The 14108-nt window shown below is 46.3% G+C and carries 13 protein-coding genes; 8 read left to right on the forward strand and 5 right to left on the reverse strand.

The features are described from left to right. Nucleotides 1-61: 61 nt before the first annotated feature. The 7 genes from C161_RS06180 to C161_RS06210 all read left to right on the forward strand — a co-directional run bounded on the left by C161_RS06180 (nt 62) and on the right by C161_RS06210 (nt 7923). A complete protein-coding gene (locus C161_RS06180) occupies nt 62-1402 on the forward strand; it encodes an ABC transporter substrate-binding protein (RefSeq protein WP_036668789.1) in 1341 nt (446 codons plus the stop codon). Between the two features lie 157 nt (nt 1403-1559). Further along, nucleotides 1560-2450: a carbohydrate ABC transporter permease gene (locus C161_RS06185; RefSeq protein WP_036611613.1), complete on the forward strand. Its 891-nt coding sequence runs from the start codon at nt 1560-1562 to the stop codon at nt 2448-2450. A gap of 26 nt (nt 2451-2476) precedes the next feature. Then, entirely contained in the window at nt 2477-3319 is an 843-nt protein-coding gene (locus C161_RS06190) for a carbohydrate ABC transporter permease (protein WP_036611483.1), read from the forward strand. 56 nt (nt 3320-3375) lie between these two features. After that, the gene (locus tag C161_RS06195) at nt 3376-4791 is read left to right on the forward strand and encodes an arabinan endo-1,5-alpha-L-arabinosidase (protein ID WP_036669180.1); all 1416 of its coding nucleotides are present in this window, start codon (nt 3376-3378) and stop codon (nt 4789-4791) included. Between the two features lie 563 nt (nt 4792-5354). Beyond that, nucleotides 5355-6335, forward strand: coding sequence for a glycoside hydrolase family 43 protein (locus C161_RS06200; protein ID WP_036668791.1), 981 nt, complete (start codon nt 5355-5357; stop codon nt 6333-6335). Between the two features lie 195 nt (nt 6336-6530). Then, nucleotides 6531-7376: an EcsC family protein gene (locus C161_RS06205; RefSeq protein WP_084650064.1), complete on the forward strand. Its 846-nt coding sequence runs from the start codon at nt 6531-6533 to the stop codon at nt 7374-7376. 58 nt (nt 7377-7434) lie between these two features. Next, nucleotides 7435-7923: a prolyl-tRNA synthetase associated domain-containing protein gene (locus C161_RS06210; RefSeq protein WP_036668792.1), complete on the forward strand. Its 489-nt coding sequence runs from the start codon at nt 7435-7437 to the stop codon at nt 7921-7923. Between the two features lie 421 nt (nt 7924-8344). On the opposite strand, the gene C161_RS06215 is transcribed toward C161_RS06210, so the two are convergent. Beyond that, a complete protein-coding gene (locus C161_RS06215) occupies nt 8345-9619 on the reverse strand; it encodes an MFS transporter (RefSeq protein WP_036668794.1) in 1275 nt (424 codons plus the stop codon). A gap of 487 nt (nt 9620-10106) precedes the next feature. Here C161_RS06215 and C161_RS06220 point away from each other — a divergent pair, with 487 nt between their 5' ends. Next, on the forward strand, nt 10107-11201 hold the full coding sequence (locus C161_RS06220; RefSeq protein WP_036668796.1) for a DUF2975 domain-containing protein: 1095 nt from the start codon (nt 10107-10109) through the stop codon (nt 11199-11201). 75 nt (nt 11202-11276) lie between these two features. Here C161_RS06220 and queF read toward each other — a convergent pair whose 3' ends face one another. From queF to queC, 4 genes are all read right to left on the reverse strand, one after another. Next, nucleotides 11277-11768, reverse strand: coding sequence for a preQ(1) synthase (queF, locus tag C161_RS06225; RefSeq protein WP_036668798.1), 492 nt, complete (start codon nt 11766-11768; stop codon nt 11277-11279). 148 nt (nt 11769-11916) lie between these two features. Further along, entirely contained in the window at nt 11917-12690 is a 774-nt protein-coding gene (gene queE / locus C161_RS06230) for a 7-carboxy-7-deazaguanine synthase QueE (RefSeq protein WP_036668799.1), read from the reverse strand. Further along, on the reverse strand, nt 12683-13174 hold the full coding sequence (gene queD / locus C161_RS06235) for a 6-carboxytetrahydropterin synthase QueD (protein ID WP_036668801.1): 492 nt from the start codon (nt 13172-13174) through the stop codon (nt 12683-12685). Before queD ends, queE begins: the two co-directional genes overlap by 8 nt. Next, nucleotides 13171-13851: a 7-cyano-7-deazaguanine synthase QueC gene (gene queC, locus C161_RS06240; protein WP_036669183.1), complete on the reverse strand. Its 681-nt coding sequence runs from the start codon at nt 13849-13851 to the stop codon at nt 13171-13173. The genes queD and queC overlap by 4 nt, the downstream gene beginning before the upstream one ends. Nucleotides 13852-14108 lie beyond the last annotated feature (257 nt).

The following is a 14108-nucleotide window of genomic DNA, read 5'->3' on the forward strand; positions in this document are numbered from 1 at the left end:
AACAGAAATCTTATTTCATCCAATTGAATACGGTTACAAGTCCAGATCAGGAGGGGTTCAGATGGTAAAGAAAAAGAATTGGGTCACATTTATGCTTCTTATGCTGGTAAGTGCGCTGGTACTCGCAGGTTGCGGAGGAAGCAGCGGTGCAAGTGGGGACAAGGAGTTAACATTTATGTTCCGCGGCGGTACAGACGAGCAGAAAGCATACCAAGCGGTGGTCAAGAAATTCGAAGAAGATCATCCGGGTGTGAAAGTCAAAATTATCGTAACGGCTGCGGATCAATATGCAACCAAGCTGAGAGCGGCAATTACAGGCAACAGCTTGCCTGACGTATTTTATATCAATCCGGGCGACGTGAAGGCGTATGTGAACAGCAATGTGCTGATGAACCTCACTTCGTATATTGAAAACAATCCGGATGTTGATCTCGATAATATCTGGAAATACGGCGTGGACCTGTATCGTTATGACGGTCAAATGGCAGGACAGGGCGATATCTACGGTATGCCGAAGGATCTGGGGCCATTTGCACTGGGCTACAACAAAACGTTATTAGAAAAAGAGGGCATCCCACTCCCTGACAAGGATAAACCATACACATGGGAAGAGTTCATCAAGGTGAACCAGCAAGCGACCAAGGATACCAATGGAGATGGTAAACCGGATGTATACGGTACTGGATTCAACGTACAGTGGGCCCTGCAATCCTTTGTATGGAGCAACGGTGGGGATTGGTTGGATGAGACCAAAACAAAAGTAACGATTGATGATCCAAAATTCGCTGAAGCACTGCAATTCTTCGCGGATATGCAGAACGTATACAAAATTACACCTTCCATTGAGGAAGCGCAAACATTGGATACGTATCAACGCTGGATGAAAGGTGAAATGGCTTTCTTCCCTGTAGGTCCATGGGATATGAGTACATTTGAGAAATTGCCTTTCGATTATGATTTGCTGCCATTCCCTGCGGGATCAACTGGCAAATCGGCAACGTGGATCGGATCTCTGGGAATCGGAGTATCCGCGAAAACGAAACATCCAGAAGAAGCAGCAGCATTGGTGAACTACCTTACAGCTTCGAAGGAAGGCATGCAACAACTGGTAGATGCCAAGGTACAGATTCCGAACTTGCTTGATATGGCAGACGAGTGGGCCAAAGATACATCCACGAAACCAGCCAACAAACAGGAATTCATTGATATCGTTGAAGATTACGGCCGGGCTCTGCCAGGTAACTACACGTACAATGCGGAATGGTATGACCTGTTCTTCACGGACATCCAGCCGGTATTGGATGGCAAGATTACAGCCGCAGACTATGTGAAGCAGCAACAACCGAAAATGCAGAAACTGCTCGACAAAGCGGTAGAACAAGAAAAGAAATCTCAGAAATAGTAGATAGGAAAGGGTGATGCCGGCAGCCTGCAATCATGCTGCTGGCATCATTCGTATTGGAACTTATTGGATTCCATACGGGCATGTGGCATTCGTTGATCGACAAGGTTCAATCGAAGAATGCCACATGCTGATACTAGAAACAGGGGTGAACGCCGTGATTACGAAATCGAGTTTGTATCGCAAAGAGATGCTGTACGGATATCTGTTTATTTTACCTCCGATTCTTGGATTGCTGATCTTTGTCATGTTCCCGTTCCTCTACTCCCTTTATGGTTCCTTTACGGATTGGGACGGACTGGGACAGATGAACTTTATCGGTTTGGCCAACTTCAAGGATTTGCTCACGGATGACCTCTTCTACAAAGCGATGTTTAATACATTCTTCCTGATGCTCGGTATCCCGATTGGTTTGTTGCTCGCATTATTGCTGGCGATGGGTCTGAATCGTAAAATTCCCGGCACCACGACATTCCGTGTAATCTATTACATCCCGGTTATTTCTTCCCTCGCTGCGGTGTCCATCATGTGGAACTGGGCGTACAACGGGGATTACGGTCTGGTGAACCAGTTCCTTGACCTGTTTGGGATCAAAGGGCCTAACTGGCTCGCGAACAAAGACACAGTCAAACCGGCTCTGATTATTATGACGGTGTGGAAAGGTCTTGGATACACGATGTTGTTGTATCTGGCAGCACTGCAAAGTGTATCACGTACATACTACGAGGCGGCTGAGCTGGATGGAGCAAACGGGTTCCAAATCTTCCGCAATATCACCTGGCCTATGGTGAAGCCGGTTACCTTTTTCCTCATTGTCACAAATATCATTGGCGGTTCCCAGATATTCACCGAGATGAACATTATGACACCTACGGGTGGTCCTGAATATTCTTCGGCATCGATCGTTTTCTACATCTGGCAGAAAGCATTCAGTAACTTGCAGATGGGTTATGCCTCAGCGATGGCCATGATTCTTGGTATTTTCATTTTTGTCATTACCCTGGTGCAATTCAAAATGAACGAAAAATCAGCCTATGATGGGGATTGATTGTCAAGGAAAGGAGTGAACCGGAGATGTCTTACAGTCAAAAGAGGAAATTAACAAACTCGATCATTTTTATCGTACTCGCGATTGGTGCGATTGCGATGATTGCACCACTGATCTGGATGTTGTCCACGTCATTGAAGGAGAAGCAGGATGTGTTCGCGCTTCCGCCTGTATGGATACCTGAAGTATTCCAATTTGGTAAGTATAAAGAAATCTGGGAAGCCGGTCCCCTACTCAGCGGGATCAAAAACAGTCTCATTGTCGCGGTGAGTGTAACGGTGGTGGGTACGTTTACGTCCAGTATCGCAGCCTTTGCTTTTGCCAAGTTAAGATTCCCGCACAAAAACAAACTGTTTCTCGCGTTGCTGGCATCCATGATGATTCCTTATCCAACAGTCATGATCCCACAATTCATCATGTTTGCAAAGCTGGGCTGGGTGGATACGCTGTTACCACTGATTGTTCCTGGCCTGTTCGGTAACGTAATCATGATCTTTTTCCTGCGCCAGTACCTGCTTAGTGTACCTGATGCGATTATTGAGGCGGCCAAGATTGACGGTAGTTCCTACTTCCGGCTGTACTCCAGTATTACGTTCCCGCTCATCAAACCGGCGATTGCTGCACAGTTGATTCTCTGGTTCATGGGCATCTGGAACGATTATCTGGCACCAATTATTTATCTGAATTCACCGGAGAAGCAGACGTTACAGCTCGTTATAGCAAACTTTAATGCCACGTATGCGATTCAAACCGATTACCCGCTTATTATGGCGGCGTCAATTGTGGCTCTGTTACCTGTATTAATCATCTTCCTGATCTTCCAGAAACAGATTATTGAATCGGTTGCCATTTCGGGAGTGAAGGGATGAACCAGCGGAAGAAATTCCGACAGTGGTCGAATTCAGGAAAAGGAGTGGTTGCTTCCATGTTGTTATTGTTGGTTGTTGGAGCTACTGGTTGTTCTGGAGCAGGAGAAACGGTGTCCCGTCCCGTCTTTCCTGAAGCTCCTCAAGATACTCAGTTGTATGACACTTCCATTTTGGACGATGAATCACGCTGGACGGTGAACAATGCGCATGATCCGGCCATTATCAAAACAGACCAGGGATACTACGTCTATTCCACAGACGTTCGTGTAGCAGGAGAAGCGAAACCCGGCGTCATGGTACGTAAATCAGATGATCTGATTAACTGGAAATGGGTAGGTCAGGCTCTGCCGGGCATTCCGCAAGAAGCGTTGGACTGGACAGGTGCGGTCAATCTGTGGGCACCGGATGTGATCCAGGCTGGCGATACCTATCGGATGTATTATTCGGCTTCTTCTTTTGGCAGTACCCAGTCGGCTATTGGTCTTCAGACATCCTCATCTCCCGAAGGTCCTTGGACAGATGAAGGACTGGTTGTGAAAACTTCTGCGAATGAACAGGACAAATTAAATGCCATTGATGCCAATCCCATCGTAGATGCTGACGGCAATTCGTGGATGGTATATGGTTCATTCTTTGACGGAATCTACATTGCGCCACTTGATCCCGACACCGGGAAATTCAAGGACGAGGGTTATGGTACTCGCATTGCTGCTCGGGATCGTGCAACTGAAGAGGGCGCAGTCGAAGGTCCATACATTGTGTATAACCCGGAGTTCAAAAAGTATTATCTGTTCGTCTCCTATGATTCCTTGTTCGAAGATTATAACGTGCGGGTTGCGCGTGCTGATTCAATCACAGGACCGTACACAGACATAAACGGCAATAACATGCTGGATACAGATTATCTGCCGCAATATGAGATCGGCACCAAAATTCTCGGCGGTTACCGCTTCACAGAAGGCGAGGGCTGGGTTGCGCCTGGACATAACTCCGTTCTGAAGGACGGAGACGATTATTACATCGTGCATCATGCACGGGGCGAGACGGATAAAAACTGGCCATATCTGCATGTACGCAAAATGTTATGGACGAAGGATGGCTGGCCTGTGGTTTCACCTGAACGTTATGCCGGTGAGACAGCACAGGACATTCCGAAATCCATGATTGCCGGGGAGTGGGAAGGCATGGCGCTTGATCCGTCCGTAGACGGGCAGATTCAAGCCGTGCCTTATACCCTAACAAGCAACGGTAAAATTAAAAGTGAAAAAGGTTCAGGGACCTGGACCTTTGATGACAAACAAACGCTGACACTGAAGTGGAAAGAAAGCCCATGGGGCGGAGCCTCCACGGAAGAGCTGAAACTGCTGCCGTCCTGGGACTGGGAGCGAAGCCAGCCCGCGTTGGTGGTAACAGGTCTTAATGACCACGGTGTGGCGGTCTGGGGCAAGCAGATCAGCGCAGCTGAGGAATAAGGAGCGAGCAGCGAGAGAGAAAAGAGACGAGCTGCTGCGCCAAGGTGCACAAGCAGAGAGGGGGAGGAAGGAGCCGCAGGAGCGAGTTTGGCATCCGATTTCAACCGCCAAGAGCGGTGGAAAGAGAAATCGGAGGACAAGAGAGCGCCAAGGCCCTACCACACCCGAACGTCCGCTGTGCATGACAAAGCTGGCCTATAGCTCTGCGGCCAGCCCAGCATTACATGGGGAGAGTTGACCCTGCGAAGCGGTCGACCCCATAAGATCGAGCCAACAAAAAAGGCTCGAAGTGAGGTTGTAACCCGGCGAGCGCGGTGAGAGCGAGCTACCGCTCCGAGGGTGCACAAGCAGTGAGGGGGAGGAAGGAGCCGCAGGAGCGAGTTTGGCATCCGATTTTAACCGCCAAGAGTGGTGGAAAGAGAAATCGGAGGACAAGAGAGCACCAAGGCCCTACCACCCTCGAACGTCCGCTGTGCACCACCCCAAAAGGGTTTTCGCTTTTTCGCAATTGGGTTACATCCCCAAACTTCGAGCCAAACAACATTTGAAAGGGGAGCATTCCCATGACTGATTCCATTACATTTACTAATCCTATCCTGGAGCAGCGTGCTGATCCGTGGGTGTACCGTCATACAGACGGTTACTATTATTTCTCCGCTTCCGTGCCAGCCTTTGACCGGGTTGAAATCCGAAGAGCAGAGACGTTGGAAGAGTTAAGAGATGCTGAGCCGGTAACGGCTTGGACGAAGCGTGACACAGGGCCAATGAGTGCCAACATTTGGGCACCGGAGATTCATTTTATCGATGGCAAATGGTACATACACTACGCTGCCGCTCACACCAGTGAGACCAACGAAGGTCTGTTCGATCACCGGATGTATGTCCTGGAGAACGATTCCGCGAATCCACTCGAAGGAGAGTGGGTAGAGAAAGGGCAGATTCACACCCGGTGGGAATCATTCGCGCTGGATGCAACGACCTTTGAACATAAGGGAATCCGCTATCTGGTCTGGGCACAGAAAGATCCCGATATTGTGGGCAACTCCAACCTGTACATTGCCGAAATGGAAAACCCATGGACGCTACGCGGCGAACAGGTTATGATCTCTACGCCAGAGTATGATTGGGAGATCATCGGCTTTAAGGTGAATGAAGGCCCAGCCGTGATGCATCGGAATGGGCGGTTGTTTATCGGCTACTCGGCCAGCGCGACCGATTACAATTATTGCATGGGTCTGCTCACCGCAGATGAAAATGCCGACTTGCTTGATCCGGCCAGCTGGGTGAAATCACCCAAGCCGGTATTCCAGACTTGTGAAGCGAACGGGCAATACGGTCCGGGCCATAACAGCTTTACGGTGTCACCGGATGGCAAGACCGATATTCTGATTTATCATGCGCGTAATTACAAAGACATCGAGGGTGATCCCTTGTATGATCCGAACCGTCACGCCCGTGCTCAAGTGATTCATTGGCGTGAAGATGGCTCACCTGATTTCGGTGTTCCGGTTCCAGATGGAAAAGCAGTAGCAGAAGCAAAATAAGAGGTCGTGTAACCTTTCATACGAGAGCCCTTAGTTAGCAAGTGATGCTGATTAGGGGCTCTTCTGTATGTAAACGATAAGATAGAGTGGTCTGAACATATGTGTCCTGGACACAAAACAAAGCAACCACAACGATGATTTCTGCGTATGAGAAAGATACAGATTACGATGCAGAACCTATTAGGAGGATCACATATGGATTCACGCGAGACGTTGGACAAGGAACTTGAACAGATTTTAAAATGGGAGAAACAACAGAAGGACTTGTTTATATGGGATAAAATCGGGCGTTTGCCCTTTGCGATGTTGGATAAAGTGATGCCTAAAGCGCTGAAACAGAAAATCGGAGATTCCCTGAACGACGTGGGTCAGTATGTGCAGAATGGGGGCAAGTTCCTCGTACAGAAGAAAAAAGTAGCCAAGCTGCTGCAAGAGGAAGCCGAAAAGTCCGGTTATTCCATGATGGATAGGACCGATCGATTGGAGCAGGATGCTGAAGCGGAGGGGACAGCGAAGATTCATAGTGTAGAGAATCTGCCACTTCAGGTGCTGGACCAGGTGGCTGATAACATCACCGAGAGTCGAACCAAGTTTGCCGCGGCTCAGGGAGCAGCTACAGGGTTTGGTGGCATTGTAACCATTGCAGCAGATATTCCGATGGTGATGGGGCTTTCTCTGAAGGTACTGCAGGAGATGGCACTATGTTACGGGTATGATCCGGATGAGCCGCTGGAGCGCATCTTTATTGTCAAATGTCTGCAATTCTCTTCCGCAGATATTGTAGGCAAGAAAGCGATCATTGAAGAGCTGGCCGCTTATGATGATCCCGACAAGCCCATTGAAGTCGTATCGCAGATGCAGGGATGGCGGGAAGTATTTAACTCCTACAGTGAATCTTTTGGCTGGAAGAAGCTGTTCCAACTTGTGCCGATTGCAGGCATGGTGTTTGGTTCGGTGAGCAACAAAAATACAATTCGAGATGTAGCTGAAGCAGGCAAAATGTTGTACAAAAAACGGCTGATCCTTCAGCGTTTGAAGTAATATTACAGAAGAAGTTCTATTATAGAAGAATATTTATATTGAAAGAGTTGAATTTGATATGTTAAACAAACAGGGTTTCTATGATCTTTTGGATCGCAATAATATCGTTTACGAAAGTATTGAACATCCCGCAGTATACACGATGGAGGAAATATTCTCTTATCAGATTCCACATACAGAACGTATCGTTAAAAATCTGTTTCTGCGTGATGATAAGAAGCGCAACTATTATCTGGTGACGATTGCTGGGACGAAGTCCGTTGATTTGAGAAGTTTAAGCGAAAAGATACCTAGCCGCAAATTAAGTTTTGCCAGTGAAAAGGATTTGTTGGAATTCCTCGGATTGGAAAAGGGCCATGTAAATCCAATGGGAGTGTTTAATAACATACAGAAAAACGTGACCGTAGTTTTTGACAAGGATCTAGATGGTCAGAAAATTGGAATTCATCCCATGGAAAATACGGCGACGGTATTCCTTGAATTAGAAGATGTGAAGGAACTGATTACAGCTCATGGCAGCAGCGTTGTCATGTGTGACGTTGAATAATACCTTTGAAGCTAAATACGAGAAAAACAAATATAACAAAAAGGTTCCTGCCGTTCTGTATATACAGAGATGGCGGGAACCTTTTTGTTATGGCTAGACTTTTTATTTAGACTGCTAATGTAGGTGACTAAAGTGAAGTCTAACGAACTCAGCAGACGTTATTCGGCGATATTTCAACAATCCCAATCTCTAAAGAATCTCAGACACGTTATTTCTGCATCTCACACGCACATTCCAAGGTTTTTGGCCTTTTCCTCGGGAATAGCGTTGCTCAGATTCTTTAGATTGGGAAACCGGCAGTATTCGTTCAAATAAGTGCTGTCATGTTCGTTAGCGCAAGATAACGTCTTATAAGGGCGATGCTGCCACGTAAGGATTGGATCTAATATAGAATAAAAAGTGGACACCTGTTGATGTATTTTTACTCTTCACTACCGTTTTCTTTCGCCCAGATATTCAGTAATTTATCGGATGGAAGCAGGAATGTGAAGATCCCGAGCAGTGGCAGGAAGCTGCACATCTGCATTACCGGTGATACGCCGAAGACATCAATCCAGTTGCCCAGAACAAGTGCGCCCAGACCTCCCATACCAAATGCCAGACCTGTGATCAGGCCGGAGACCGTTCCGATTTTGCCCGGAATCAGCATCTGTGCGTACACAACCGTAACTGAGAAGCTGGATAACATGATAAAACCAATAATGGTTAGCAGTACGCCTGTCCAGAACAGATTCGCATAGGGCAGCAACAGAGCCAGCGGAGCAGCTCCAGCCATGGACAGGAAGATCAGGTTACGTTTGCCGAATCGGTCCGCCAAGGGGCCTCCGAAGAACGTACCAAGTGCTCCAGCAGCCAGGAACAAGAAGATATAGATCTGCGCGTCTTCTGTGGACAATCCAAAAGTATCTTTCAGATTAAACGCATAGAAGCTGCCAATGGAAGCGATATACCAGGAACGAACAAAGACAAGCAAAATCAATAGCGTAATGGCGGCAGTAATCTTTTTGCGCAAAGCAGGATTGGGTGCACGACGGGCAGCAGCCTGTCTACGCAGGTATCCTCCCGATTGCAGCATGCGTCCATACCAACGGGCGATGTAGATCTGAACTGCAATTCCCATAGCAGCAATGCCTGTAAATCCAATGGCACCGAACAGTCCAAACGGGATAAAGATCCAGCGTGTAAGCAATGGGGCAAGGGACTGCCCGGCGTTACCACCAACTTGGAAGATGGACTGTGCCAGTCCACGGCGTTGACCAGCAGCCATATGGGATACCCGTGAACCTTCCGGATGGAAAGCGGCGGAACCCAGACCGACAAAGATAACGGAGATCAGGACAGCCATATAACTGTCGGCGAAGGCCAACAGCAACATGCCGGTAAATGTAAAACCCATGCCAATGGGCAGGATAGATGGTGTCGGTTTTTTATCAGCAAACCAGCCTACGACAGGCTGCATAATGGATGCGGTAAAGTTAATAGCAAATGAGATCCATCCGATCTGAGTATACGTGAGATGCATGGAATCTTTTAGAATCGGAAAAATGGCTGGAATAACCGACTGGATCGAATCATTGAAGAGATGAACCAAACTGATGGCAATGAGTATCCGGTAAACGGTGCTTTGGGCATCCGATCCGGGTGGGGCTTTCGAACGCGCTGTGGCGTCCTTGGTTAAAGTGGATTGAGTAGACATGTACAATTCTCCTTTGGTCGCGGTCACGAGGGATCAGCGCCTGATGTTGTAATATATGCGTGTAAGCATATTGTTACATAATAGGATAGATTGATTGGACCGACAAGGGGAACAAGAGAAAACGTTGAGAGATGAAGTTTGTGTGTCACATCAGTACATATAATTTCACAAAAGAGGATTCATAGATCAACCTTGCACTTGTTGTACTTTCTGGATTCTAACAGCTATAAAAAGCTTTGAACACAGGAGTAGACCTTATAAAGATAGCCGCAGAAGTCGCAGCTACATTGTAAATGATGGAATCGTTCAATATGCAAATAGATATCATTCCAAAGTGTACGCGGTCACTATGATTATAGATTTTGAGCCTGATGCCTTGAAACCTAAATACAGTTAGGTGACTCTTTCTTTGTATACAAAGTAAAAACTACTTAATATAATTGGTTTTTAAAGTGATATCATAAATATTTGAAGAGGGGATTAGAATTTGAGAAGACACAAACATAATAGAGCGCCTAATAAGAGGCATTCAGGTATTAAAGAAGCAGAAAGCGAATTGAGTTTTTCAAATCGTGCAACTAGACTGGTAATAGTTTTAACGGTGATGGGAACAATACTAGGAGTGGGATTAAAAGTCTATTTTAATATTTTTGTTTCTTTTTTTTCCTCGTCTATATATTTAGAATTGTACATTAGGCAGAAACACATATTAATTCTGTGTATCGGATCGTATATAACATGCATTGTTCTACATTTAGTTCTTTATGTTGTAGCAGAGTTTCAAAGTTTTAATATTATCCCCACAGAATATATGAAAAATCAGACTAAACTCAAGAAATCTGTGAAACGGTATGATGAGATATTTAAATCCTTAATTATCTATTTTGTAATTGCAATTCTTATTTTTGTATCTTACTTTTTAATAGAAGCAATTTACTTTAAAAACCGTATTGTTATTATTGCTTCAGTGATTTTTGTTTTAGTGTTTGTGTTAGCTGCCTTAGTAAGTTTCTTAATTTCAAAGAGAAAGAGCTTAGATTGGATAATTACCCTAAAAAAAATTCCATATAAACATGTAGGATTTTTTTTAATCAGTTTGTTTATTTGGTTCCTTGTTGGTGCGGCTTCCATGTTCCAAGAAGGGCCAGTAAATGTAGAAATTCAAAATGATTTAATTGTGATTGAAAGTGAAATGACTGTTCCACGAAATGTGGAAATTTCCTTTTTACATAGGAATAACAAGAAACAGATGGAGACTATTAAAACTATTAAAGTAATTAAAGAAGATTTTAATGTCTCTTTTCAAGAAACGATTAGTGATGATAATCCCGGAAATGATTTCTTTACAAAATTAAGTAAATTACCTCCTGAAAGTAGGAAATCAATTCAGATAAAAAACTCCAAATATAGATACATGTATCAAACAAGTATTACAGATTATTTTAAAGAAGGACAAAATTATATTATTCTTTCTTTCAGTAGAGATAGCTTTGTTGGGGAAACTAATACGAAAATTGTTATTCCAGCATTATTGGAAAAAGGGGAAATCAAGGCTCAACAAAATGAGTTTCATGTCAAATAATGATAAAATAGATGGACTAAAAAAGAGGCCGCAGCTTATTAATGTGCGGCCTCTTTTTTAGAGTGTTATTTATAATTAACGATTATCAATCGTCTCCGGATACATATCATGATTCATCATGCGGTGGTCGGCCATCTGCTCGTACTTTGTTCCCGGCTTACCATAGTTCGTATACGGGTCAATGGAGATGCCGCCGCGCGGTGTGAATTTGCCCCATACTTCGATGTAGCGGGGGTCCATCAGCTTGATGAGGTCGTTCATGATAATATTTACACAATCCTCGTGGAAATCACCATGGTTACGGAAGCTGAACAGGTACAGCTTGAGTGATTTGCTCTCGACCATCTTCACATCAGGAATGTAACTGATATAGATCGTTGCAAAGTCCGGCTGACCTGTAATTGGGCACAGGCTAGTGAACTCCGGGCAGTTGAATTTCACAAAATAATCGCGGTACGGATGTTTGTTATCAAAGTTCTCCAGGATTCCCGGATCATATTCAAACGTATATTTTACGTTCTGGTTGCCCAGCAACGTCACATCTTGCATCTCATCAGGTTGTCTCATCGGTTATTAAACGCTCCTTGTTTCCGTCAAAGCCCAAAGCCTCGCGGTATATATGAATAGGCAATTTCGCCTGTTTAATTCTCTTGTTTTCTAAGGACATTTCGTCCTCATCCTTACATCATGCCGCCCATTCCACCCATACTACCCATCACACGCCGCGTTTGTTGCCCCATACCAATGTATGAAGCTGTGGAAGCACACGAACATCATTCAGGTCATTGGAGGCACTGACTTGGTCAATCAGCCACTCATAACGAGCAAGCAGCGAGGACGCCAGATCTGGCGTATCAGCGGAAGTCACATCCGGGTTCCCGGTTTGTAAAAATAGATCCGTGCCCGGATACCGTGCATGCACACGGCGGGCATAGTCCAAGTCTGTCTCATCGAAGATCACGATCTTCAGACTGTGACTTCGTTCTACCGGGCCAGCGGCCAGCCGTTCGATCAGATCATCCAGCACGGCCCAATCGGTGTCCATGCCGGAGCTCGGTGGCTTGGGCGAGACGGTGACTTCGTCAATGTTCGCCAGCCAAGGCTGCCAGCGGGAGCCCTGTGTCTCCACCGCAGTGCGGATGCCGTTCTCCCGCAGCAGGGCAACCAAACCGCCCAGCGAAGCGAGCAGGGCGGGATTACCGCCAGAGATTGTAACATGGGAGAAACGGGTGCCGCCAACGCGGCGCAATTCTTCCCATACATCCTCTGGCGTAATCATTCGAATCAGGTCCTTGCCACTGCCGTCCCAGGTAAAGGCCGAGTCGCACCAAGAGCAGCGATAATCGCAGCCGGCGGTACGAACAAACATCGTTTTTTGTCCGATGACCATACCTTCGCCTTGAACCGTCGGACCAAAAATCTCCATCACGGGAATACGAGCCTCTTTGCGAGAGCCCGTCTCATTCACCTGGTGTGTCACACTACTCATCGATCATCCACTCCCGTCTCACTTCCGCGTAACTGGTGGGTGTCTCGAAGAGTCGGACAAACTCCGTCCGCCCACCATCGGTCAGCCCGGCATAGGGTTCCGTATGGAGCGCATGTTCCATCTGTTCGAACAGCCAAACGACCATATTTTCAGCCGTTGTGTTCATTAAAGGAAGTGTCTCGTTGAGGTACTGATGATCCAGATATCCCTCAATCTGAGTTTTCCATATATCTTTGATATGTCCAAAATCAACTGTCAGCCCGGTTTCACCCGGATAACCGCTGATACCAAAAATAACTTTATACGTATGACCGTGCAGGTTCTTGCACTTGCCTTCATAACAATGCAGGTGATGTGCTGCGTCAAAGGTGAATTCTTTGCTTACAAGCACACGTTTGCGGTGATAGCGCAGCTGGGTGGGTAGAATATCTTCTCCGATACGTTGCAGATGCTCAACAATACGGAATGTTCCCGGCTCTCTCATCGTACATCCACTCCCGCCGATTCAGCAGCAGTACGTTGCTGTACATAGCGATCCAGTCCGGCTTTGCGCAGTTTGCAAGCGGGGCAATCTCCGCATCCATCGCCGATCACGCCGTTATAACAGGTCAGAGTACGCTCACGGACATAATCAAAAGCACCAAGGTCATCGGCCATCTTCCACGTTTGGGCTTTGTCCAGCCACATGAGCGGGGTATGAATGACAAATGGATAGTCCATCGACAGGTTAAGTGTCACATTCATCGATTTCACAAATGAATCCCGGCAATCCGGGTATCCGCTGAAATCCGTCTCACATACACCTGTAACCAGGTGACGTGCTCCTTTTTGCTTGGCCATAATGGCTGCAAAACTGAGGAACAGCAGATTCCGTCCATCCACAAATGTACTCGGCAGTTCACCTTCTTCATGCGTAATCTCCACATCCGTGCGAGTGAGCGCATTGGGGGCAAGCTGATTTAACAGACTCATATCCAGTACCGTTTGCTGTACGCCCAGATCACGTGCGATCTCTATTGCACATTCAATCTCTAACTTGTGGCGCTGACCATAATCAAACGTAACGACCTCTACTTCGGCAAACTGTTGTTTGGCCCAGAACAGACACGTGGTACTATCCTGACCGCCGCTGAATACAACGACTGCTTTTTCTTCGTTCAACATAAAAAAACCTCTCTATCTTCTTGAGATCAAACCATGCACATAGGCATAGAGTGTCGGAAGAACAGAGAAGTTCATGAACTGGCATCCATCAAAAAACACACCTTCTCAATAACCGCTTCAAAAAAGCAGGCAAGAGTAAGTGTCCTTAGTTTTTTACGTACATTCCGTTAAACAAAGTGTACGCAAGACTTATACTCACCATCACATGGTCAAGTCTTATAGAGGGAGTTCGCGAACCTCTCCCATGCCACAGG

This window comes from Paenibacillus sp. FSL R5-192 (genome assembly GCF_000517845.1).
GTDB classification, from domain to species: Bacteria; Bacillota; Bacilli; order Paenibacillales; family Paenibacillaceae; genus Paenibacillus; species Paenibacillus amylolyticus.

Excerpts from the sequence above, each read along its gene's own strand:
- queE (WP_036668799.1), bottom strand. The coding sequence starts at position 12,690 with ATGAGTAGTGTGACACACCAGGTGAATGAGACGGGCTCTCGCAAAGAG.
- C161_RS06205 (WP_084650064.1), top strand. The coding sequence starts at position 6,531 with ATGGATTCACGCGAGACGTTGGACAAGGAACTTGAACAGATTTTAAAA.
- queF (WP_036668798.1), bottom strand. The coding sequence starts at position 11,768 with ATGAGACAACCTGATGAGATGCAAGATGTGACGTTGCTGGGCAACCAG.
- C161_RS06200 (WP_036668791.1), top strand. The coding sequence starts at position 5,355 with ATGACTGATTCCATTACATTTACTAATCCTATCCTGGAGCAGCGTGCT.
- C161_RS06195 (WP_036669180.1), top strand. The coding sequence starts at position 3,376 with ATGTTGTTATTGTTGGTTGTTGGAGCTACTGGTTGTTCTGGAGCAGGA.
- C161_RS06210 (WP_036668792.1), top strand. The coding sequence starts at position 7,435 with ATGTTAAACAAACAGGGTTTCTATGATCTTTTGGATCGCAATAATATC.
- C161_RS06180 (WP_036668789.1), top strand. The coding sequence starts at position 62 with ATGGTAAAGAAAAAGAATTGGGTCACATTTATGCTTCTTATGCTGGTA.
- queD (WP_036668801.1), bottom strand. The coding sequence starts at position 13,174 with ATGAGAGAGCCGGGAACATTCCGTATTGTTGAGCATCTGCAACGTATC.
- C161_RS06215 (WP_036668794.1), bottom strand. The coding sequence starts at position 9,619 with ATGTCTACTCAATCCACTTTAACCAAGGACGCCACAGCGCGTTCGAAA.
- C161_RS06190 (WP_036611483.1), top strand. The coding sequence starts at position 2,477 with ATGTCTTACAGTCAAAAGAGGAAATTAACAAACTCGATCATTTTTATC.